This is a genomic window from Marinobacter sp. EN3 (genome assembly GCF_000475315.1).
GTDB lineage: Bacteria > Pseudomonadota > Gammaproteobacteria > Pseudomonadales > Oleiphilaceae > Marinobacter > Marinobacter nauticus.
Genome location: NZ_AXCC01000021.1, coordinates 124,583 through 144,661 on the forward strand (window position 1 = coordinate 124,583; position 20,079 = coordinate 144,661).

The window sequence follows — 20,079 nt, forward strand, 5'->3', positions numbered from 1 at the left end:
CGCCAGAAATATCGGAACGCCAGAAACAAGAAGGCCCGGCAGCTTGCCGGGCCTTCTTGCACTTACCTTGTAAGCAGTCGCCTTTACTGCCAGATAACCGGCTGCTTCTTGGCGTACCAGCTGTCCACTTTCGCCTGATAGGCATCTTCCACCACGTTACGCTTAAGCTTGAGCGTCGGCGTCAGGAAGCTGTTCTCGATGGACCACTCATCGCTGACCACCGTAATGAAAGCCAGCTGTTCGTGGGGATCTACAGTTTTGTTTACGTCCTGAATCAGCTGCCTGAAGCTTTCTTCCAACTCCTTGCGGAAGCTCTCGTCAGCAGCTTTCGGGCGAATCTCCTCACCCAGAACCACCAACGCGTGGGGCTGGGTCTGGTTGGCACCCGACACACACACCATTTCGATGGCATCGTGAGACATCAGGCGGTTCTCGATCGGCGCCGGCGCAATGTACTTGCCCTTGCTGGTCTTGAAGATCTCCTTGATGCGGCCGGTCAGCTTGAGGCGGCCCATCTCGTCAATCTCGCCCTTGTCACCGGTACGCAGGAAGCCATCCTCGGTGAAAGCTTCAGCGGTTTTCTCCTCGTCCTTGTAATAACCCATCATGGTGGCCGGGCTCTTCACCAGCACCTCGCCCTGCTCGCTGATCTTCACTTCAACGCCCGGCAGGGCTTCGCCGACATAACCGGTGCGGGTACGGCCCGGTTTGTTCATGTGAGAGTAGGCAAAATTCTCGGACATGCCATAACCTTCCAGCAGTTCCAGGCCGAGATTGCGGTACCAGTCCAAAACATCGTTGGACAATGGCGCGGAACCGGAACCGGCCAGTTTCACCTTGTCCAGGCCCAGGCCTTTCAGCACCTTCTTCTTGATCAGCTTGTTCACTACCGGAATCTTCAGCAGGCGATCCAGCTTCTGCTTGGGCACTTTCTGCAAAACACCATGCTGGAACTTCACCCACAGGCGCGGAACCGAAAGGAAGAGCGTTGGCCGTGCCCGCTGAAGATCCTGAACGAAGGTGTCCAGAGACTCTGCAAAATAAAGCTGGAAGCCGGAATACAAAGAGCCCAGCTCCACAAAGGTGCGCTCAAACACATGAGCCAGCGGCAGGTAGGACAACATGCGCTCACCCGGCCCGACACCCAGAGTCTCGATACCGCCAGCAGCGGCGAACGCCATGTTATTGAAGCTGAGCATAACGCCTTTCGGTCGACCGGTACTGCCAGAGGTATACACGATGGTGGCCAGCTCTTCCGGATCACGCCTGGTTTTGCCTTCCAGCGGCGGGTACTTGGCAACAATGTCGTCCCAGGTCTCGAAATCGTTGGGCGGGCTCAGCGGATAGGAAATGCAGCGAACCGATTCCGGCACACCGGATTTCATGCCGTCCCAGTCATCCAGTTTACCCACGAACAACACATCGCACTCAGCGTGGTTGAGGATGTAGTTCACGGTATCGGCGTTCAGGGTGGGATACAGCGGCACGGAAATGTGCCCGGCCATCCAGATGGCCCAGTCTGTCATCACCCACTGGGCACAGTTCTTGGAAATCAGGCCAATCCGGCTTTTCTCCGGCAGGTTCAGTGATTTCAGGTAAGCCGCCATCCGGCGTGCCTCATCTACAGCGCGGCCCCAGGTGTACTCAACCACCTTACCGTCGCCAATGGGCTGCGTCATATAAAGGGAATTAGGGCTGGTGGCCTCCCAGTGGTAGACCATATCCAGGGGGAGCTTTTTCGTTGTGTCCATGGACCTTCCTGATTTGTCGTTATAGTTTCGGATTCGCTTTGTCGCGTTCTCGTATTATTAGACTTTAGTAGCCTATTTCAACACACCAGAGCCCGTCAAAACGTGATCCGTGCAAAATAATTTGCATCTGCAACCACTCAAACGATCGTCGCAACAAACTGCGTCTTCCCCTACACCGATTGTCGCATGGCTGTGTTAAACTTGCGCACCTTGAATTTTTGCCCCCGGTTTCACGGGAAAAAACAGTAACTGACTCGGAGATGGGCATATGGCCAAGAAATCCCTGCGCACCCTGATCGGCGCCTCGCTGCTGGCCGCAGCAAGCCTGGTTCAGGCGGACGACCCCCGTGTTGTTGCCATCACACAGATTGTTGAACACCCGGCACTGGATGCCGTCCATGAGGGCGTTAAGGACGAACTGGCCGAGCGCGGCTACCGCGAAGGCGAAAACCTGCGCCTGATGCACGAAAGTGCCCAGGGCAACTCAGCCATTGCCTCCCAGATTGCCCGCAAGTTTGTGGGTGAAAATCCGGATGTAATCGTGGCCATTGCCACACCGTCTGCACAAACCGTTGCCGCTGCAGCGCGTAACGTGCCCGTGGTCTTCTCTGCCGTGACCGATCCGGTTGCCGCCAAACTGGTACAAAGCTGGGAAGCCCCTGGTGCCAACATCACCGGGGTAAGCGATATGCTGCCCATCGAGAAGCACCTGGACATGCTGCAGCGTGCAATGCCCGACGCCAAGCGCATCGGTACCGTTTACAACCCTGGCGAAGCCAACGCCGCCGCGCTGATTGAACTGCTGGAAGAACGCCTGCAGGCCCGCGGTCTGGAGCTGGTTAAAGGTGCGGCCACCAAGACTTCTGAAGTGCTGGGCGCAGCCCGCTCCCTGGTAGGCAAGGCCGACGCCATCTACCTGACCACCGATAACACCGTGATCAGTGCCGCCGAAGCGGTTATTTCCGTTGGCGAACGGGCCAAGATCCCGGTGTTTGCTGCCGACACTGCCACCGTTGAGCGTGGCGCGGTAGCCGCTTTGGGCTTCAACTATTACAACCACGGCCGCCAGACTGGCGCCATGGTCGCACGCGTACTGGAAGGTGCCGGCACAGCCGACATGCCGGTTGAAACCATGGAAGAACTGGATCTGTACGTGAACCCCGAGGCCGCCGAGCGCATGGGCGTCACTCTGCCCGAAGACCTCATCCAGGAAGCCGTCAAAGTCGTCAAAAACGACAAATAACGCCTGACCAACACGGGCGGACCCCAAAAGGGCCCGCCCGTTTTCTTTCACGGTGAAAAACTACCCATGCTCAGTGAAATCGCATTCTACGGTGCTCTCGAAACCGGCCTGATCTACGGCCTGGTTGCCTTTGGTATCTATCTCTCTTTCCGTGTTCTCGACTTCCCCGACCTGACGGTGGATGGCAGCTTCCCCCTGGGCGCCGCCGTTGCCGCCATGTTGATTATTGAAGGCTGGAATCCCTGGCTGGCAACTGGCTGTGCGGTACTGGCCGGCATGGCCGCCGGTGCCGTAACCGCCATCCTGAATGTCAAACTCAACATTCTGAACCTGCTGGCCTCCATCCTTACCATGATTGCGCTCTACTCCGTGAACCTGCGCATCATGGGCCGGCCGAACGTGGCCTTACTCACAGAAGAAACCGTACTGACTCCCTGGTACGACCTGGGTCTGGCTTTCCATCAGGTGCCGGTGTTGCTGTTTACCCTGGTCGCTATTGTGTCCCTGATTCTGTTGTGGCGTTTCATGAAATCCGAGACTGGCCTGGCCATGCGCGCCACTGGCGCCAACGCCCGCATGGCTCGCGCCCAGGGCATTGCGACCGGCGGCATGATCATACTCGGAGTTGCTCTGTCCAACGGCCTGGTGGGTCTGGCCGGTGCTCTGTTTGCCCAGAGCCAGGGCGCAGCAGACGTCACCATGGGTGTAGGCGTAATCGTGATCGGCCTCGCCTCACTGATTGGCGGTGAAGCCGTCATTACCCCCTCCACCGTGGTACGCGCCCTGCTGGCGTGTGTGGTGGGCGCCATCATCTACCGACTGGCCATTGCCTTTGCCCTGAATGCCGATGTCCTCGGCCTGCAGGCACAGGATCTGAATCTGATTACCGCGGTTCTGGTTACCCTGGCCATCGTACTGCCTGGCGTTCGCACCAAGATCGCCAGTCGTTTCACCAGCAAAAAGGCCTGAGGAGGCACTATGATCAGCGCAACCGATCTGCGGCTTACCTTTGGCAAAGGCACCCCGCTGGAAAACCCGGCCCTTCGGGGCATGAGCCTGACGGTAAACCAGGGCGAATTCGTGACGGTCATCGGCAGCAACGGCGCCGGAAAATCCACCTTCCTGAACGCCCTCGCCGGCGAAGTCATGGTGGACAGCGGCCAGATTATCGTCGACAACCTGGACGTTACCCGGCTGCCCACCCATAAACGGGCGGCGCGGGTTGCCCGGGTGTTCCAGGACCCCTTGGCCGGCACCTGCGAAAACCTGTCCATTGAAGAAAACCTGGCGCTGGCCATCAAACGCGGCCAAAGCCGGGGCCTGACCAGCGCGGTGAAAAAACAGTATCTGGGCCAGTTCCGGGAAAGCCTTGCCACCCTGAAACTGGGCCTGGAAAACCGCCTGGGCGACAAAATGGGCCTGCTTTCCGGCGGCCAACGCCAGGCTGTCAGCCTGCTGATGGCCAGCCTCACGCCCTCCAGCATTCTGCTGCTGGATGAGCACACCGCAGCTCTGGACCCGAAAACCGCAAACTTCGTGCTGGAACTCACCCAGCAGATCATCGAGGAGCAGAAGCTCACCGCCCTGATGGTCACCCACAGCATGAAACAGGCACTGGAAGTCGGCAGCCGTACGGTGATGCTGCACCAGGGCCAGGTGGTATTCGATATTGCCGGTAAGGACCGGGACGGACTGGAAGTGAAAGACCTGCTGGGCCTGTTCGAGAAACAGCGCGGCCTGGAGGTGGACGACGACAGTCTGTTGTTGGGTTGAAACACCCGACAGACAAAAACGGGGCCCACGCGGCCCCGTTTTTGTTTCTACTTAGCCATTTTAGTGGCCGTAGATCACCATCTGGGTATTGGTAATGGCCAGGTCGTCCATAAAGATGCTGCCAATGGACGTACCACCCACCAGCACACCGCCAATGGTCATGTCAGCGCGGAACGAATCCATATCGACCGCAAGGCTGTCGACACCCAGGCTGTTAGAGCCCTTGTAGATATCGAGGTCCACCTTGGCGAACAGGTCCGGAATGTTTTTGTTGCGAACCGGATCATAGGTATCACCGGTCAGGCGCAAATCCCGGATACCCACCGCCAGGAACGGTGCGTCAAACTCCATGTTATCAATGGCGATATCGGCGCGCAGGTTCATCACGTCGGTATCGGCATCAATCTCGATGTTGGCACCGCCCATCAGGATATCGGCAGTGAAATTATCGAGGATGGTCGTGGAGTCCGTAGTGCCGACTAAGTTCCATTGGTCAGTCGAGACCCGCACATCCACCGCACCGAACATCTGCGGTAGCACGTTGATGATGGCATCACCGTCACTGAGCACATCGATTTCAATACGAATGTTATCCAGCAAATCGGTTTCCTGGGCGGCACCGCCCATCAGGTTAACACCCAACTCCGGGAACAGATCGCTACGGTTGGTACCGCCCACAAAGATGTTGTTGATCTCAAGCGAACCTTCATCGGTGTAGATAAACCGATCAATGTTCAGTTTGGTCTCCAGCTCAATGGTCACACCCGCCTGGCCGGTGATGTTTCCCATCGTGGTTTCATCCAACGGTTGAAACGCCAGGGCCGCAGGGGGCGCCCCGGCAATACACAGCGCAAGAACGGTAGGTTTCAGGCCTTTCATTGTTCTTTTCCTTTTATAGTCGTTATCACTTCCTGTGGGCCACTGCAGTATTACGACGCCACTGTCATACTCTACCGACACGTCGTTTTTGGATACGTGCAGAAGTCACAAAAACCTGCATTCCAGAACTTTTCAGACGCACACTTTTTAACCACAAGATGTAGTGACATGCGGAGAATCCGTTAATGGCGCGGCTTCCCGCAGATTCAAGAACTTTTCCATTGATTTTCTTTGCCCACAGGCGCCAATCAATAGTTGCTCTCTTATTCACAGAACACTATATCCTGTTATACTTCCCAAAAAATAAGCCCATATATAGGGTCAGCTACGCCAACACCTACTGATTGTCAAGCAGTAGAAATGCCAGCAGACACAAGGCTGGCTGCAGTGATCAACACAGAATTCCGGTTATGGAAGGCAGTCTTCCCGGCCAGGCACGGACACCATATATAGTGATTCTGCTGGCCCGATAACCCATGAAGTACCAGAAACACACAGGGGTAAGGCGCTGAGGACGGCGTCTTCAAAAAGAGACATACTGAAAACCGAGGGTGGCAATGAACGCTAAGGCACAGGCAGTGATCACAACGATTCCCATGCAGGAAGCTTCGCTAGATATCTGGAGCAGCAAGTACCAGCTCAAGACCAAGACCGGCGAGCCTGTCGACAAAGACATCAACGCAACCTACGAGCGAGTGGCCAAGGCCCTGGCCGAGGTTGAGAAAAAGAATGTACGCGACAAATATATGAAGGAATTCCTGTGGGCCCTGCAGAACGGCGCCATCCCCGCCGGCCGCATTACTTCCAACGCCGGTGCCGAAGCCCACAAGCCGGCCACCTCCACCATTAACTGTACCGTATCCGGCACCATCCAGGATTCCATGAACGATATCCTGGAGAAAAACCACGAAGCGGGCCTCACCCTCAAGGCTGGCTGTGGTATCGGTTACGAATTCTCGACCCTGCGCCCACGCGGTGCCTATGTCGCCGGCGCTGGTGCCACCACCTCCGGCCCGCTGTCGTTCATGGATATCTTCGACCGCATGTGCTTCACCGTGTCTTCCGCTGGTGGCCGCCGCGGTGCCCAGATGGCCACCTTCGACGTACACCACCCGGACGTGATCGAATTCATCCAGGCCAAGCGGGAAGACGGCCGCCTGCGCCAGTTCAACCTGTCCCTGCTGATCACCGAAGACTTCATCGAAGCCGTGCGCAACGGAGACGACTGGCACCTGTCCTTCCCGGTTACCCAGAAAGAAGCCGACGACGAAGGCCTGGACCTGACCGACGCCAGCCAGTTCGTCTACCGTGACTTCCCGGTACAGGAAGGCTACGTGGTGAACAACGAAGGCAAGGTCGCCTGCCGCATCTACAAAACGGTGAAAGCCCAGTTCATCTGGGACACCATCATGACCAGCACCTACGACTACGCCGAGCCAGGTTTCATCCTGATCGACAAGGTCAACCAGATGAACAACAACTGGTTCTGCGAAGACATCCGAGCCACCAACCCCTGTGGCGAGCAGCCCCTGCCCCCGTACGGCAGCTGCCTGCTGGGTTCCGTGAACCTCACCAAGTTCGTTGAGTACCCGTTCACCGAGAAAGCCAGCTTCAACTACGAGAAGTACCGCAAAGTGGTTGGCACCTTCACCCGCATGCTGGACAACGTAGTCGAAATCAACGGCCTGCCCCTGGGCGAACAGCGCCACGAGATCACCTACAAGCGTCGCCACGGTATGGGCATTCTGGGCCTGGGCTCCACCCTCGCCATGCTGCGCATGCCTTACGGCTCTGACGAGTCCGTGAAGTTTACCGAAGAAGTGGTTCGTGAAATGGCGGTAGAAGGCTGGCGCCAGTCCCTGGCCCTGGCCGAAGAGAAAGGCCCGGCGCCAATCATGGACGACGAGTTTGAAGTAACGCCGAAAATGATGACCAAGTGCCCGAAACTGGCCGAAGACGGCATCAAGGTGGGCGACAAGGTCAAAGGCAAGGTACTGCACGCCAAGTACAGTGCCTACATGGGCCGTATTGCCGAAGTAGAGCCGGAGCTGGTAGCCAAACTGGCCGAGAAAGGTGGCCGCTTCACCCACCACACCTCCATTGCCCCGACCGGCACCATCAGCCTGTCCCTGGCCAACAACGCCAGTAACGGCATTGAACCGAGCTTCTCTCACCACTACGCCCGGAACATCATTCGTGAAGGCCGTAAAACCAAAGAGAAGGTAGACGTATTCAGCTTCGAACTGCTGGCCTACCGCCACCTGGTGAACCCGGGCGCCATGCCGTTCTCCGATGAAGAAGACAAGAAGCTGCCCAGCTACTTCACTACCTCCGACGACGTAACGCCCACGCAACACGTCGACATCCAGGCTGCGGCACAGAAATGGGTAGATTCCTCCATTTCCAAAACCGCCAACGTTCCTACAGAATTCCCGTACCAGGATTTCAAGGACATCTACCTGTACGCCTACGACAAGGGTCTGAAAGGCTGCACCACCTTCCGCTTCAACCCGGAAGCGTTCCAGGGCGTACTTGTTAAAGAGAAAGACCTTGAGAACACAATGTATGAGTTCACCCTGGACGACGGCAGCAAAGTGACCCTGCGCGGCAACGAACAGGTAGAGTACGACGGCGAAATTCACACTGCCGCCAACCTCTTCGACGCGCTGAAAGAAGGCACTTACGGCAAGTATTAATCCGGGAACCGACAGACAGGAATTACGAACATGACAGTGAAAATCAGCAACAAGATCGTCGGCTACCGGGTAAAGAAAGCCGACGCCGAGACCACGGGTGAGCATCAGGCGCCGGTGAAAGCCGACACCAAACCGGTGGAGATGAACGAGAACATCGAACGCCCGGATTTCCTCCTGGGCACCACCTACAAGATCAAGCCGCCGGTGGCCGAGCACGCGATGTACATTACCATCAATGACATCCTGCTGAACGAAGACACAGACCACGAAAGCCGGCAGCCATATGAAGTGTTCATCAACTCCAAATCCATGGAGCACTTCCAGTGGGTTATCGCCCTCACCCGCGTTATCTCAGCGGTGTTCCGCAAAGGTGGTGACGTCACCTTCCTGGTGGAAGAGCTGCGCAGCGTGTACGACCCCAACGGCGGTTACTTCAAGAAAGGCGGCGTGTTCATGCCTTCACTCGTAGCCGAAATTGGCGCCGTGATCGAGAAGCACCTGAAGGCCATCGGCCTGCTGGAAAGCGACGAGCTGAGCGAGACCACCAAGCGCATCCTCGCTGAAAAGCGCGCAGAGTTTGAGGCCAGCCAGAACAAGGCCACCAACGACGACAGCGGCAGCGACTACCCCGCCAACGCCACCATGTGCGGCAAATGCAGCACCAAAGCGGTGATTGTGATGGACGGATGCGCTACCTGCCTGTCCTGCGGCGACAGCAAATGCGGTTGAGGTGATTGACCGCTGATTAACGACAAGGCCTGGTTGTGGAAGCTTCCGGGCCTTGCTGTTTAAAGGCAGCACACACAAGGAATGTTCATAGATCATGGCAAGGAATCAAGGCCAAGGTGGGCCGATTGAATCACGGCTAATCAGCTTATTGGCATCGTTGTTTTTCTCTATCCCAACAGCAGCCCTCATTTGGCTCTGGGTCAATTTGGAGTTAGCCATTTACTGGGATTCCTTTCTCAGTAGTGGTTACCTTATCGCCTGTATTATTGTCTTTGCTGTGTTGGCCATACTGCTCCCGCAATTGTTTCCATCCATTCTCGGGTCCGTTTGGCGTGGTATAGCCAAACTATGGAGCTGGTGGGGCTGGTAGCCCTGTGACTCACCTCGCGTTCAGGCTCCAATGGGTTTTCCGCTGCGTCCCCAACTAACAGCAACTGAAGACATTAAATGTCTGATGCAGTCAGCGCACGCTTTGATCAGTTTTAATAGGGACGTTATGAAGGAAATTCTTGTTGTTGGTTGTGTCTTGTTTTTGGCGGCTTGTAAATCAAGCAATTCAGATAATGACCAGCCAGATGTTGCCGCCGAAACAATCGCTCCTGAGGTAGGAAGCTGGATCAGGGCCTGCTCCCCAATTGATGACGTGATCACAGCATCAATATTTGGCGACGCCGAATTCTTGCCCGTTTGGTGGGTAGAACGACTCGACATTACAGAGAACGCTATTGCGGTTTCTCGATCCGTTTACGTCGATGAGATGTGCGAGACGCCTCTGTCCTACGAGGACGGACCCGAAATTGTACTTCAGTGTTTCGGCGAAACTCGTGAAAGAGTGCTGGTACAAGGCGTATACGAGGTGCTGAGCTTTCCCTACATTGATGACCGGTACAATCCCCAGGTTCCCGAAAGTTGTGATTTGGCATCTGAGCCGGGCATGAACGTTTATCCGGTGGGTGATGTGCTCTACAGGGCTTACTATACGGACGCGATGAGCAGTGAACCCTCGGAACTGGTGGTCGATTTCAATCAGGTTTTTGAAAGGGTCCAGTGATCTGAACCGCCCTTTATTCACCGGAAAGGGAACAATCTTTGGAAAGGAACACCGTGCCTGCGTCAGCCCCTCTGGTCAGCATTATCACCCCCACCTTCAACCGTGAGCGCACCATCACGCAAGCGGTCGAGTCTGTGTTGGCCCAATCCTATCCCCACTGGGAGCTCATCATCGTTGATGATGGCTCCCGGGATAGCACCCGTGAGAAGCTGGCCGGTTACCTGGATGATGACCGCATCCACTACCACTTTCAGGAAAACCAGGGCCAGAGCATTGCCCGCAACCTGGCGCTTCAATATGCCCGGGGCGAATTACTGTGTTTTCTGGATTCCGATGACCTGTGGGTGCCTGAAAAGCTGGAACGGCAAGTGGCGCTGATGCAGGCTCACCCGGAGGTGGATGTCCTTCACAGTGATGAAATCATGATCGATGAACAGGGCCGGGAGTTGTCCCGCAAGAATATGCGCCGATACTCGGGCCGGATTGCTCGCCAGATGTTGGTGGACAACAGCGTGAGCATCAACACGGTAATGGCGCGGCGGAAATGCTTCGATGCCATGGGCGGGTTTTCGGGCCGCTACGGCGTTGCCGACGATTACGACATCTGGCTGCGTTTTTCAGCCCGTTTCACCTTCCTGTATGTGCCCGAGTATTGGGGCTATTACCGGGTGATGGCAGACCAGATTTCCAGCGATAAGAAACGCCGATTTGCCGCCAACGAAGCGATCATTCGTGATTTTATAGGGGAATACGGAAGTACACTCCAACCCAGTGACATCCGCTGGGGTCTGGCCCGCTTCTACTGCCGGAAAGCCCGTCATTTTGCATCAGCAGGAGACTCGGCGACGCCCTGGGGCGCGGTTGCTCAGGCGTTGCGGTATGCTCCGCTGGATTCCGTGGTATGGCGCGCCGTTTATCGGGTGATCTTTCCGGGCAAAGGTGGCTAGAGCAATGAACCAAACACGATGGCAAACCCTGATGAGCGCTCTGGGGCTCCCGCTTTCAGAAGAGTGTTATCACGCACTCCATGCCGCCTACTCAGAGAAGCACCGGTTCTACCATACCGTCGATCACATTGATGCCATGCTTACCCACCTTGACGGCGTAAAGGAAATCGCTGAAAAACCGGAAGAGCTGGAGCTGGCCATCTGGTTCCACGATGCCGTCTACAAGCCCCTGTCGAAGACTAACGAGCTGGACAGCGCAAACTGGGCACAGGCGTTCCTGACTGCTCACAGTTACGGTAAGGCAGGCATCGAGCGCGTGCACAACCTCATCATGGCCACTCTGCACAATGGCAACGTGAAGACGCCGGACGAGCATCTGATTGTGGATATCGACCTTGCCATTCTGGGCGCCCCGCCTGAGGTGTACGATCAGTTTGAGCGTAACGTGCGCAATGAGTACAGGCTGGTGCCCGGGTTTATCTACCGCAAGAAGCGAAAGGAGCTGCTTCGGTCCTTTCTGAGTAGTGGCAGCATTTACAACCTTGAGCTGTTTAACGAAAGATACGAAGATCAAGCAAAACAGAACCTCCACAGGGCCATTAGCACGTTATAGACTGCCCTGCGTAATCAGTGGATAAAAAGGACTTTCAATGACTCTCGGATGGGTAATTACCGGCACAATCGGCCAGGTGCTTCTGGCCTACATGCTGTTTCTGCTGGGTGTATTCGGTTTCAGCGCCGTGGGTAACACCCACCGCCCCACTCCGTTCGATTTCTCGGTACTCAACTCGGCCCTGTATGCAGCGCCTGCAAGCTGTCTGATCAGTGCGGTGGTTGTTATTGGTCTCTACCGCTCTGGCGCGGGTGAAATGTCCTATCTCTGGTACGCAGCGCCGATTCTGTTGTTTGCAAGCTACTGCCTGTACGTCAAGCTGTGTATCAAACGCCAGTGAGTGGCGTTGTGTCGAAAATCTTCAATACCCGCTCGCCCGTAGTCATTATTGTGAAACTCCAACACTATTGGAGAACATGAACGATGACTGCACGCGCGAACTATATCGGCCTAGCACCCAAAGCCATGCAGATCCTATTGAATCAGGAAGCCTATCTGAAAGAGCAGTTCAGCGACTCCAGCATCCTGAGCACGGCGTTGTGGGATCTGCTGAAGCTACGGGTTTCGCAGATTAACCAGTGCGCCTTTTGCGTGGATATGCACAGCAAGGACGCCCTGGCCCAGGGCGAAACAGTGGAGCGTTTGATTGGCTTGAGCGCTTGGCGGGATATGCCGATGTACTCAGCCACAGAGCGCGCGGCTCTTGAGTGGGCGGAGCATCTTACCCTAGGCAAGCCGGTGGATGACCACTGCTATGACAAAGCGGCAACGGCCCTTGGCGAAAAAGGGCTGGTTGATGTAACCATCGCGGTGAACGCTATTAACAGCTGGAACCGGATCGTCAAAACCTTCAAGCCAGAGGTAGGCAGTTATAAACCAAAGTAGCCTTCGCAAACCTGCGTTCGACTTTCAGTTGTCGTGCCCATCGGGACCACTGTCGGCCTTTGTTCAGGGGCTTTGGTCTGCGGCTGTCTCAGAATCGGTAGCGGAACCTGTGGTAAAGCTGCTGCATTCTGAGGCGTGCAGCAGCATCTGGTTCAGTCTTGCGGGGGAAGTACGAATCGGGGATATAGCCATTCCTGAAGGGGTGGTAGTTTTACCGGTAGAGAAGGTGGCCGCCCAGGTATCACTGGCGCCGGGATCAGAGCTCGCGGGGATTCGCTTTCAGCCTGCCATCGGCTATGGCCTGATCCGCCAGCACTTTGGCCGGCCCATGGTACTGACCCGCGACCCGAGGCAATTGCCCGGTCTCATTCCGCTCTTTTCCCGCCTCAAAACCTGTTGCAACAACGTAAGCCGCGTGAGCACGATGCAAAGCTGGGCTGAGAACAACTTCCGGCTCACCCGGCTCATTCCGGGCGCGCTGCAGCAGGCTCTGGACTGTATAAGAGACGATGCGGAACCGGGCTCGCTCACGCAACACCTGGAAGTCAGTCAGCGCCATGTGGAACGCCTTTTCAAACACTGGATGGAAATGACGCCCAAACAGTACCAGCGCATTCTTCGGGTGAAACGGGCCATCAATTACATTCGTGAGCATGGCCAGGTTAACCTGGCTGAAATTGCTCATCAGTTCGGCTTCAGTGACCAGGCTCATATGACCCGGGAGTTCCGTACGATTGCTCGCATCACGCCGGGCAAGGTGTAATCACTGGAAATGAGGCATGAGGACTGGAATCCCCCTACTCATTTTTCGTAGCCTGTTACCAGGTTCATATGCAGCCCCCGACCAGTGCAGATCAGCAAACTTGGAGTTGTCTCTTATGAAGGGAATCAAAAGCGCCTGCGCGCTAATCGTCCTCACCTTTTTCTCCGCTCTGACTCAAGCCGCCACCGCCGTCGAAATGGCCAAGCAGGCGTATTTCTTGATTGAGCGTGACCCTCTCGATCTTGATCAACGCAATGAAGCGAGTTACCTGATTCAGCGCGCCAATGTGTTGGATGGCGACGAGCCGTGGGTGGCGGTTGCCCAATCCCGCCTGACTCTGGTGAGCGGCTACAGGGTTGGGCAACGACACGATCGCCGGGCCTACGAAGGAAGCGCCGTCAGCACCGCAAGGCAACAGGCGGAACGCGCAGTTCGTAATGGGCCGAACCTGGCCATGGCACACGTTCAGTTGGCCATGGTGCTCATTATTCAAGGCGAACTGCGTACGGCCTGGGATCATTTGAATACCGCAGACTCACTGGATGAACAGAGCTTCTACCCCTGGTACCTGCGGACGGTTATCGCGATACACCACAAAGACGAAAAATTCGCCGCAGAGGGTTTCAAAGAAATCGAGAGCAGAGCATCCCAGAAGTATCAGAAACGGCTGTTGCTTCAGGAGCGCATGCGGTTGGCCAAGGCTACTAAAAACCTTGAGGAGCGGGATAGGCTGTATCGGGAAATGATCGATCTGGACCCGGACTATGCCTACGCCTGGGGCAATTACGGTTCATTTCTATTGGGCCAGAAGCGTTACCGGGAAGCCGTGCATAACCTGGAGCGAGCCGTAGAGTTGAAACCCTACGGGCTCGCGGTGAGCCAGTTAGCGGAGGCACGCAGGAAGCTGAATCAGGCGTTTTGATTCGCTTCAAACACTCAAAACAATATCCTCATAATCAAACCGTACCTTCGGTAACTGCGCCGTGGTGTCCCAGACACTGCGGTACCCCAGCGCCACGATGGCGGTGCTCTCCAGGCCAAGTTCCGGCAGTCCCAGCACTTCGTCGTAGGCTTTATGATCGAAGCCGGTCATGGGGCAGCTGTCGATCTGCATGGTGGCGGCGGCGGTCAGAAGGGTGCCCAGGGCAATGTAGGCTTGCTGATGAGCCCAGGCTTGTTTCTCGGCCGCTGTTTTGCCCGAAAGCGCCTGTTTCATATGTTCCACATACCCGGCAATGTCGCTGGCCGGGACACCGCGGGTCTTCACGAACTGGTCTACGTAGCGATCAACGGTGTGGTCGCCAATCTCTGTCTGGGCCGCGAAAACGATCAGGTGGGAGCACTCCAGCACCTTTTGCTGGCCGAATGAGTGCGCCAGCAATGCCTGCCTCACCGGCCTGTTCTCCACTACTAGGAGCTTGTACGGCTGCAGACCGTATGACGAGGCGCTTTTCCGTGCCGCATCCAATAGAGTTTCGACAGTACGGGTATCAAGCTTTTCCGGTGAAAATTCGCGAACGGCGTAGCGCCAGTCCAGGGCTTGGTGGATATTCATGGTGAAGACTCCCTTAGCAGTGACGTGTTGCTGACCACTCTAGGGCGCGGTTATCTATCAAAAAACAGAGAATCCTGAAGAATACTCTTTCCAATATGGAAATAGTTGTACCAACACAGTCATCGGGTAATCGTTACCGCTCATTCCCAATACGGCTTGTCACCGAGGTGTTGGTCAATGTGCTCCAGCAACAACCGCACTTTGGTGGGCTGTTTTCGCCCCGGGGGAAACAACGCGAACACGGTATAGGTCTGGGGTGGGTATTCCGAAAGTAAGGCCACCAGCGCCCCATTGGCCAGGTCCTGTTGTACCAGGAAGCGCGGCACCAAGCCCACCCCTGCACCGTTGAGCAGGCTCTGCCGAATGGCCAGACTGCTGTCGGTACGGTAATTGCCGCTCACGACGACTTCTTTATCGCCCAATGCCCATACCCGGGGCCGGTCATGAAGATTGAACATCAGGCAATTCTGTGCGGCCAGGTCGGCGGGTGTGTGAATGGCGGGCGAATGCTCCAGATAGCCCGGCGCAGCACAGACAATATTCCGGGACTGTCTTAGCGGTTTGGCCAGCAGGCTTGAATCTGCCAGAGTGCTGCGAATGCGAATGGCCATGTCCACACCCTGCTCCACCAGGTCCACCATGCGGTCACTGAGCTGAAGATCGATCTCGATCTCCGGATACCGGGCCAGAAAGCTGTCGATGGCCCCGGTAATGTGGGTAAGCCCAAAAGACATGGGAACGTTCAGGCGGATAAGGCCACGGGGTTCCGCCTGAAATCCGCGAGCCTCCAGCTCGGCATCTTCAAGTTCATCCAGCAATGCCTGGGTACGCTTCAGAAAAGCCAGACCAGCATCCGTCAGGCTCATGCGGCGGGTGGTACGGTTGATCAGGCGAGTATCAAGATCTCTCTCCAGAAACGCGATGTGTTTGCTAACGGTGGCTGCGGTGATATCCAGGTCGTCGGCGGCCCGGGTGAAACTGCCCAGTTCTGCCACGCGCCTGAAGATGTTCATTGCGACCAGTTTGTCCGTAGCCATGGCTCGCCCCTCATTATTTCCAATTTGGAAGGAGTATTATTCGAATTAGACTGATTATCAAATCAATCCGAAAGCGCACACTGGTGGTCACCAGACATTTTTCACACATCGGAGTGCCAGCCATGCTTGCCACCACATCAAGATTCAGCCTTCCCCTCCAGGCCGTACTCTGGGGTTTACTGCTAATCAATGGCTTTCTGATTGCACTAATGCTGGCGCTGGCCAAGGCCGCAACGTCTCTCGGCCTGCCGGCCGTTGCCTACGCCTTCTGGCAAACACTCATTGCGGGCGTCGTGCTGCTGTTATGCACGGGGGAGCGCCGGGCGATTCATCAAGCAAGATTCGCCCGCTATTTTCTGGTCAGCGGCCTGACCGGCATTGCCGTGCCCAACGCCATCGGTTTCTTTCTGGTGACAAAGCTGGGGGCCGGTTACACGGGAATTATGTATGCCCTTCCGCCTATCTTTACCTTCCTGTTAGCGTGGGGCCTGGGGCTGGAAAACCGCAACTGGCTCAAGCTCGCCGGGTTGTCCATCGCGGTGATGGCCTGCGGCTGGATTGTGGTTCAACGCCATGCTGAAATGAGCAACGCCAGTCCACTCTTGTTTGTTCTTGGGCTGGCCATCCCTGTGATGTTGTCTGTGGGGAACGTATATCGCTCTGTGGCCTGGCCAGCAAAAGCCAAACCGATGATTCTTGCGGCCGGTACCCTGCTGGCGTCTGCCCTGGCGCTGGCTCTGTTCGCCGCTATGACAAACACCGAACTGCTTCCATCAGGCACATCGCCTCAGTTGATTGGCATTCTGATGCTGCAGGGGCTACTCACGGCCCTTACCTATCTGGTCGCCTTTGAACTGCAACGGCGCGCAGGCCCGGTATTTTACAGTCAGTTAGGCGCTGTCGCCGCCGTGTTCGGGCTGTTGATCGGCGTCGTCTGGTTCAGGGAGCAGTATTCTGCGGCCATCTGGCTTGGGGTATTTCTGGTGATTCTCGGCTTACGAATCAGCAACCATGCGGCGGCACCTGCTCCATCCTGAACGGAGCATTTTTCAGGCATTCAGGGTTACTCGATCGGCTGGCGTAACTTGCGAAGGAAGTTAAAACAGAATAGCTTGAACACCTCTGGTTAAACCTTGAATGGAGCTCAATCATGCAAAGGATCGCATCACTCAAATTCGGTTTGCTTGGCCTTACAACCCTGTCTTTGCTTCCCGGCATGACCCAGGCCGGCGGCCCGTCTCCCGAACACTTCCTCAATGACAGCGCGATGGTCCTGGAGATTCGCTATTGCGAATGCCAGGCCACAGAGCCGGGCAACGCTCCGACCGAATTACGCCCGGCGTTTCTGGAACAATCGCGCCTTCTGAAAGTTGACGTAGACCCTGAAGGCACGGGATTTGTATCTTCACCGGAAATAACATTGGGCTTTGAGCTCAAGGCGCGGCCAGAATCCCCCAGCGACTTCACCTTCAAGTTCGCCGGCCATTACGATCCCGTAAGCCAGAACGTTACCGGCACTGGAGAGGTATTGCTAACGAAGGATCAGTGGCTGAATCTGTTCAGCTCCAGGCATGAGAGAGAAAAAAATACGGAATACCGGGATGTTGCGGTAAGGCTAGTTTCCGGAGACTTGTAAGCCAGTTAGTAGTGTTACACTTGCAACTCGCCATTAAAACCAACTTTAAACGGGTTCCACGAGACACTCATGGTTAAATCGATCGCTTTGGCGGGGCTTCTTGTCCTGCTCCTGGGGCTGATTATCTTTCAGTACATCATAACCTCGGTGCCCAGCCTGGAACCGCCCATCACGGTAAGTGACGCCCGGCGCGTAGATGACAACAACTCCTTGCTGGTGTCGCTCACCGGAAGCGAAGGCCGGCGTTTCACCCTGGGGCTGCGTGGAGATATAGAAGAGAAACCGGAGGAAGCCGCGCTGTTTTTCATCAGCCGCCCGACCCTGGTGCCCTATGTGTACTGGCCAGGGTTCCGCAGTAATGACGAAAAACGGGTTCTGAATTTGCTGACGTCTTGGGAAAAAAACCGAAAGGCGCCTTCTGAAGATTCAGAACACGCGGCGTATCAGATTTATTCAGTGTTAAAGGGTCGAAACTAACCCCGGGCTTCAGCCCGGGGTTAACTTCAAGCTCCGGTTTACGAACAGGACCCGCAGCAGGTACCGCCCTCGCCGTGCCCACCCTTTTTTGGCTCGTCGTTCTGCGTCTCCGCAATACCACTTGCCTCGACGTGTTCAACGCCATTGCTTTCAGTTTCTGCGTCTTCTTTCTTGAAAATATTCACGAATGACAGGGCCATCTGGATACCTCGGTTTGCTACTGGATTTAACATTCATTTTTAATGTATGTTATTGGGTGGACATCTATTTGGTCAAGCGATTTACACCTCAGGTAACGTCAAATTTGATTCCGGTGCCGGAGCCTCTATACAGCGTTATGCGTAAAACAATACCATCGGGGTTTCCCCAAGACTCAGGGAACTCGACGGAAGCCGCACGGATTCCAGGCAGGCTTGCCTGGTTCAATTATTTCAAAGGAAGAAGCCACTACTATGAAAACCATAGGTCTCATCGGTGGAATGAGCTGGGAATCCACCCAAACCTACTATCAGTTGATCAACCAGAGAGTGCGAGACGAGCTGGGCGGGCTGCACTCAGCGCGACTGGTTCTCTACAGTGTGGATTTTGCCGAGATCGAAGCCCTGCAACATCAGGGGGACTGGGCGGCGACCGGGGAAATTCTTGGTGCGGTCGGAAAGGCGTTGGCCGCGGCAGGGGCCGATTTCATTGTGTTGTGCACGAACACCATGCACAAAGTGGCAGATAGTATTGAGAAGGCTTCTGGCCTGCCGATGCTTCACATCGCCGATGCGACAGCTGATGCGCTTCATCGCGATGGGATCCATTGTGTCGGCCTTCTCGGCACAAAATTCACCATGGAACAGGCGTTCTACAAGGAGCGTCTGGAGAACCGTGGCATCCGGGTTTTAGTGCCGGGTGACGCGCAGAGGGAATTCGTGCATACCGTGATTTATGACGAGCTATGCCGTGGTATTATCCGCCAACCTTCAAAACAGGGCTATCTGCAGGTGCTGGACTCACTGGCCGCACGAGGAGCGCAAGGCGTAATACTGGGTTGTACCGAAATTGGCTTATTGGTGCAGCAGGCTGATACTGCCATTTCGCTTTACGACACCACCCGCATCCACGCGGAGCAAGCCGTTGCGCACGCCTTAGCGTGACCAGCACAGCCGTTTCAGCCACCACAGTTTATTTAGCTCCTCATTCACTTGGTGATGGTTTTAACACGTTCTATGAAAAGCTGGCTGCTTCTTGGTCTGGCCATTGTGGCCGAAGTGATTGCTACCTCGGCACTGAAATCCAGCGAAGGATTTACCCGGTTGTTGCCGAGCGTTGTAGTGGTAATCGGTTACAGTGTGGCCTTCTATTTTCTGGCACTGGCTATCAAGGTGATCCCTGTGGGGATAGCCTATGCCGTCTGGGCCGGGCTGGGCATTGTATTAATTTCGCTCATTGGTTGGTTACTGCTCGGTCAAAAGCTGGATTTTCCTGCGGTTGTCGGTATGCTGCTGATTGTAGCCGGCGTATTGGTTATCAACCTGCTTTCCAACACAGGTGCACACTGAACCGACATGAGTACCGTAACTTCGATCACTATTCGTAAATACCGGATTCAGGATCTGAGCCCGGTGGTTCGCCTGTTCACCGATTCCGTGCACGAGCTCACGGCCGGTGCCTACGACGAAACCCAGCGTTATGCCTGGGCTTCACGCACGCCACATCTGGATACCTGGCGCGAACGGCTGGAGTCTCTGGAAACCCTGGTGGCAGAGGAAGGCTCGGATCTCGCCGGTTTCATTTCCTATGAAAAAGACGGCCACATCGACCTGGTGTTTACTGCCCCGAATTATGCTCGTCGCGGCATTGCTTCTGCCCTTTATCACGAGGCAGAGCAGCAGCTCAAAGAGCTGGGCGTCACAGAACTCAAGACCGAGGCCAGCGTGGTCGCTCGGCCCTTCTTCGAGCGCCACGGTTTTGAGGTGGTGGATGAACAGCGTGTCACGGTGCGTGGCGCCCAGTTCCTGCGTTATCTGATGCGCAAAAAACTCGACACCTAACCTTG

General features: G+C 55.7%; 24 protein-coding genes. 18 read left to right on the top strand and 6 right to left on the bottom strand.

Annotated features, from left to right (window positions below; genetic code table 11):
* Window positions 1–83: 83 nt before the first annotated feature.
* Entirely contained in the window at window positions 84–1,751 is a 1,668-nt protein-coding gene (locus tag Q675_RS26975; RefSeq protein WP_023011076.1) for an AMP-binding protein, read from the bottom strand.
* A 268-nt stretch (window positions 1,752–2,019) separates the two neighbouring features.
* Between Q675_RS26975 and Q675_RS26980 the strand changes: the two genes are divergently transcribed.
* From Q675_RS26980 to Q675_RS26990, 3 genes are all read left to right on the top strand, one after another.
* On the top strand, window positions 2,020–2,994 hold the full coding sequence (locus Q675_RS26980; RefSeq protein ID WP_014421768.1) for an ABC transporter substrate-binding protein: 975 nt from the start codon (window positions 2,020–2,022) through the stop codon (window positions 2,992–2,994).
* A gap of 66 nt (window positions 2,995–3,060) precedes the next feature.
* Window positions 3,061–3,963: an ABC transporter permease gene (locus tag Q675_RS26985; RefSeq protein WP_014421769.1), complete on the top strand. Its 903-nt coding sequence runs from the start codon at window positions 3,061–3,063 to the stop codon at window positions 3,961–3,963.
* Between the two features lie 9 nt (window positions 3,964–3,972).
* On the top strand, window positions 3,973–4,767 hold the full coding sequence (locus tag Q675_RS26990) for an ABC transporter ATP-binding protein (RefSeq protein WP_011784596.1): 795 nt from the start codon (window positions 3,973–3,975) through the stop codon (window positions 4,765–4,767).
* Window positions 4,768–4,827: 60 nt separating this feature from the next.
* Here the strand turns inward: Q675_RS26990 and Q675_RS26995 are convergent, their stop codons facing one another.
* Window positions 4,828–5,646, bottom strand: coding sequence for a DUF6160 family protein (locus tag Q675_RS26995; protein WP_023011077.1), 819 nt, complete (start codon window positions 5,644–5,646; stop codon window positions 4,828–4,830).
* 64 nt (window positions 5,647–5,710) lie between these two features.
* Entirely contained in the window at window positions 5,711–5,917 is a 207-nt protein-coding gene (locus Q675_RS38110) for a hypothetical protein (RefSeq protein WP_147232538.1), read from the bottom strand.
* Between the two features lie 286 nt (window positions 5,918–6,203).
* Between Q675_RS38110 and Q675_RS27000 the strand changes: the two genes are divergently transcribed.
* The 9 genes from Q675_RS27000 (at window position 6,204) to Q675_RS27045 (ending at window position 14,252) form a co-directional block, all read left to right on the top strand.
* The gene (locus tag Q675_RS27000; RefSeq protein WP_014421772.1) at window positions 6,204–8,342 is read left to right on the top strand and encodes an adenosylcobalamin-dependent ribonucleoside-diphosphate reductase; all 2,139 of its coding nucleotides are present in this window, start codon (window positions 6,204–6,206) and stop codon (window positions 8,340–8,342) included.
* A gap of 30 nt (window positions 8,343–8,372) precedes the next feature.
* A complete protein-coding gene (locus Q675_RS27005) occupies window positions 8,373–9,071 on the top strand; it encodes an NrdJb (RefSeq protein ID WP_023008181.1) in 699 nt (232 codons plus the stop codon).
* A 496-nt stretch (window positions 9,072–9,567) separates the two neighbouring features.
* Window positions 9,568–10,122 carry a hypothetical protein gene (locus Q675_RS27015; protein WP_152525360.1) on the top strand — a complete coding sequence of 185 codons (555 nt, stop codon included), beginning with the start codon at window positions 9,568–9,570 and terminating at the stop codon, window positions 10,120–10,122.
* A 38-nt stretch (window positions 10,123–10,160) separates the two neighbouring features.
* On the top strand, window positions 10,161–11,069 hold the full coding sequence (locus tag Q675_RS27020) for a glycosyltransferase (protein ID WP_031211279.1): 909 nt from the start codon (window positions 10,161–10,163) through the stop codon (window positions 11,067–11,069).
* A gap of 4 nt (window positions 11,070–11,073) precedes the next feature.
* On the top strand, window positions 11,074–11,682 hold the full coding sequence (locus tag Q675_RS27025) for a hypothetical protein (protein WP_023011082.1): 609 nt from the start codon (window positions 11,074–11,076) through the stop codon (window positions 11,680–11,682).
* 37 nt (window positions 11,683–11,719) lie between these two features.
* Window positions 11,720–12,022: a hypothetical protein gene (locus Q675_RS27030; RefSeq protein WP_011784581.1), complete on the top strand. Its 303-nt coding sequence runs from the start codon at window positions 11,720–11,722 to the stop codon at window positions 12,020–12,022.
* Between the two features lie 83 nt (window positions 12,023–12,105).
* On the top strand, window positions 12,106–12,567 hold the full coding sequence (locus Q675_RS27035; protein WP_023011083.1) for a carboxymuconolactone decarboxylase family protein: 462 nt from the start codon (window positions 12,106–12,108) through the stop codon (window positions 12,565–12,567).
* Between the two features lie 109 nt (window positions 12,568–12,676).
* The gene (locus Q675_RS27040; protein ID WP_023011084.1) at window positions 12,677–13,330 is read left to right on the top strand and encodes a helix-turn-helix domain-containing protein; all 654 of its coding nucleotides are present in this window, start codon (window positions 12,677–12,679) and stop codon (window positions 13,328–13,330) included.
* A gap of 115 nt (window positions 13,331–13,445) precedes the next feature.
* The gene (locus tag Q675_RS27045; protein WP_023011085.1) at window positions 13,446–14,252 is read left to right on the top strand and encodes a tetratricopeptide repeat protein; all 807 of its coding nucleotides are present in this window, start codon (window positions 13,446–13,448) and stop codon (window positions 14,250–14,252) included.
* Between the two features lie 6 nt (window positions 14,253–14,258).
* On the opposite strand, the gene Q675_RS27050 is transcribed toward Q675_RS27045, so the two are convergent.
* Entirely contained in the window at window positions 14,259–14,885 is a 627-nt protein-coding gene (locus Q675_RS27050; protein ID WP_023011086.1) for an NAD(P)H-dependent oxidoreductase, read from the bottom strand.
* Window positions 14,886–15,025: 140 nt separating this feature from the next.
* Window positions 15,026–15,922 carry a LysR family transcriptional regulator gene (locus Q675_RS27055; protein WP_011784576.1) on the bottom strand — a complete coding sequence of 299 codons (897 nt, stop codon included), beginning with the start codon at window positions 15,920–15,922 and terminating at the stop codon, window positions 15,026–15,028.
* A 122-nt stretch (window positions 15,923–16,044) separates the two neighbouring features.
* Between Q675_RS27055 and Q675_RS27060 the strand changes: the two genes are divergently transcribed.
* The 3 genes from Q675_RS27060 to Q675_RS27070 all read left to right on the top strand — a co-directional run bounded on the left by Q675_RS27060 (window position 16,045) and on the right by Q675_RS27070 (window position 18,035).
* The gene (locus Q675_RS27060) at window positions 16,045–16,959 is read left to right on the top strand and encodes a DMT family transporter (protein WP_023008170.1); all 915 of its coding nucleotides are present in this window, start codon (window positions 16,045–16,047) and stop codon (window positions 16,957–16,959) included.
* A 113-nt stretch (window positions 16,960–17,072) separates the two neighbouring features.
* Window positions 17,073–17,558 (top strand): hypothetical protein, encoded by a 486-nt coding sequence (locus tag Q675_RS27065; RefSeq protein ID WP_023011087.1) that lies wholly within the window; start codon window positions 17,073–17,075, stop codon window positions 17,556–17,558.
* 69 nt (window positions 17,559–17,627) lie between these two features.
* Entirely contained in the window at window positions 17,628–18,035 is a 408-nt protein-coding gene (locus Q675_RS27070) for a hypothetical protein (protein ID WP_022992529.1), read from the top strand.
* Between the two features lie 38 nt (window positions 18,036–18,073).
* Here the strand turns inward: Q675_RS27070 and Q675_RS38630 are convergent, their stop codons facing one another.
* Window positions 18,074–18,268 carry a CCGSCS motif protein gene (locus Q675_RS38630; RefSeq protein ID WP_081432062.1) on the bottom strand — a complete coding sequence of 65 codons (195 nt, stop codon included), beginning with the start codon at window positions 18,266–18,268 and terminating at the stop codon, window positions 18,074–18,076.
* Window positions 18,269–18,487: 219 nt separating this feature from the next.
* On the opposite strand from Q675_RS38630, the gene Q675_RS27075 reads away from it, so the two are divergent.
* From Q675_RS27075 to Q675_RS27085, 3 genes are all read left to right on the top strand, one after another.
* Window positions 18,488–19,177, top strand: coding sequence for an aspartate/glutamate racemase family protein (locus tag Q675_RS27075; protein WP_022992531.1), 690 nt, complete (start codon window positions 18,488–18,490; stop codon window positions 19,175–19,177).
* A 72-nt stretch (window positions 19,178–19,249) separates the two neighbouring features.
* A complete protein-coding gene (locus Q675_RS27080; protein WP_022992532.1) occupies window positions 19,250–19,582 on the top strand; it encodes an SMR family transporter in 333 nt (110 codons plus the stop codon).
* A gap of 6 nt (window positions 19,583–19,588) precedes the next feature.
* Window positions 19,589–20,074: a GNAT family N-acetyltransferase gene (locus Q675_RS27085; protein ID WP_022992533.1), complete on the top strand. Its 486-nt coding sequence runs from the start codon at window positions 19,589–19,591 to the stop codon at window positions 20,072–20,074.
* The last annotated feature ends 5 nt before the right edge of the window (window positions 20,075–20,079 follow it).

What these genes read in the sequence shown, in the direction of transcription:
- Q675_RS26975 (WP_023011076.1), bottom strand. Translation starts at nt 1,751, where the DNA reads ATGGACACAACGAAAAAGCTCCCCCTGGATATGGTCTACCACTGGGAG.
- Q675_RS26980 (WP_014421768.1), top strand. Translation starts at nt 2,020, where the DNA reads ATGGCCAAGAAATCCCTGCGCACCCTGATCGGCGCCTCGCTGCTGGCC.
- Q675_RS26985 (WP_014421769.1), top strand. Translation starts at nt 3,061, where the DNA reads ATGCTCAGTGAAATCGCATTCTACGGTGCTCTCGAAACCGGCCTGATC.
- Q675_RS26990 (WP_011784596.1), top strand. Translation starts at nt 3,973, where the DNA reads ATGATCAGCGCAACCGATCTGCGGCTTACCTTTGGCAAAGGCACCCCG.
- Q675_RS26995 (WP_023011077.1), bottom strand. Translation starts at nt 5,646, where the DNA reads ATGAAAGGCCTGAAACCTACCGTTCTTGCGCTGTGTATTGCCGGGGCG.
- Q675_RS27000 (WP_014421772.1), top strand. Translation starts at nt 6,204, where the DNA reads ATGAACGCTAAGGCACAGGCAGTGATCACAACGATTCCCATGCAGGAA.
- Q675_RS27005 (WP_023008181.1), top strand. Translation starts at nt 8,373, where the DNA reads ATGACAGTGAAAATCAGCAACAAGATCGTCGGCTACCGGGTAAAGAAA.
- Q675_RS27015 (WP_152525360.1), top strand. Translation starts at nt 9,568, where the DNA reads ATGAAGGAAATTCTTGTTGTTGGTTGTGTCTTGTTTTTGGCGGCTTGT.
- Q675_RS27025 (WP_023011082.1), top strand. Translation starts at nt 11,074, where the DNA reads ATGAACCAAACACGATGGCAAACCCTGATGAGCGCTCTGGGGCTCCCG.
- Q675_RS27030 (WP_011784581.1), top strand. Translation starts at nt 11,720, where the DNA reads ATGACTCTCGGATGGGTAATTACCGGCACAATCGGCCAGGTGCTTCTG.
- Q675_RS27035 (WP_023011083.1), top strand. Translation starts at nt 12,106, where the DNA reads ATGACTGCACGCGCGAACTATATCGGCCTAGCACCCAAAGCCATGCAG.
- Q675_RS27045 (WP_023011085.1), top strand. Translation starts at nt 13,446, where the DNA reads ATGAAGGGAATCAAAAGCGCCTGCGCGCTAATCGTCCTCACCTTTTTC.
- Q675_RS27050 (WP_023011086.1), bottom strand. Translation starts at nt 14,885, where the DNA reads ATGAATATCCACCAAGCCCTGGACTGGCGCTACGCCGTTCGCGAATTT.
- Q675_RS27055 (WP_011784576.1), bottom strand. Translation starts at nt 15,922, where the DNA reads ATGGCTACGGACAAACTGGTCGCAATGAACATCTTCAGGCGCGTGGCA.
- Q675_RS27060 (WP_023008170.1), top strand. Translation starts at nt 16,045, where the DNA reads ATGCTTGCCACCACATCAAGATTCAGCCTTCCCCTCCAGGCCGTACTC.
- Q675_RS27065 (WP_023011087.1), top strand. Translation starts at nt 17,073, where the DNA reads ATGCAAAGGATCGCATCACTCAAATTCGGTTTGCTTGGCCTTACAACC.
- Q675_RS27070 (WP_022992529.1), top strand. Translation starts at nt 17,628, where the DNA reads ATGGTTAAATCGATCGCTTTGGCGGGGCTTCTTGTCCTGCTCCTGGGG.
- Q675_RS38630 (WP_081432062.1), bottom strand. Translation starts at nt 18,268, where the DNA reads ATGTTAAATCCAGTAGCAAACCGAGGTATCCAGATGGCCCTGTCATTC.
- Q675_RS27075 (WP_022992531.1), top strand. Translation starts at nt 18,488, where the DNA reads ATGAAAACCATAGGTCTCATCGGTGGAATGAGCTGGGAATCCACCCAA.
- Q675_RS27080 (WP_022992532.1), top strand. Translation starts at nt 19,250, where the DNA reads ATGAAAAGCTGGCTGCTTCTTGGTCTGGCCATTGTGGCCGAAGTGATT.
- Q675_RS27085 (WP_022992533.1), top strand. Translation starts at nt 19,589, where the DNA reads ATGAGTACCGTAACTTCGATCACTATTCGTAAATACCGGATTCAGGAT.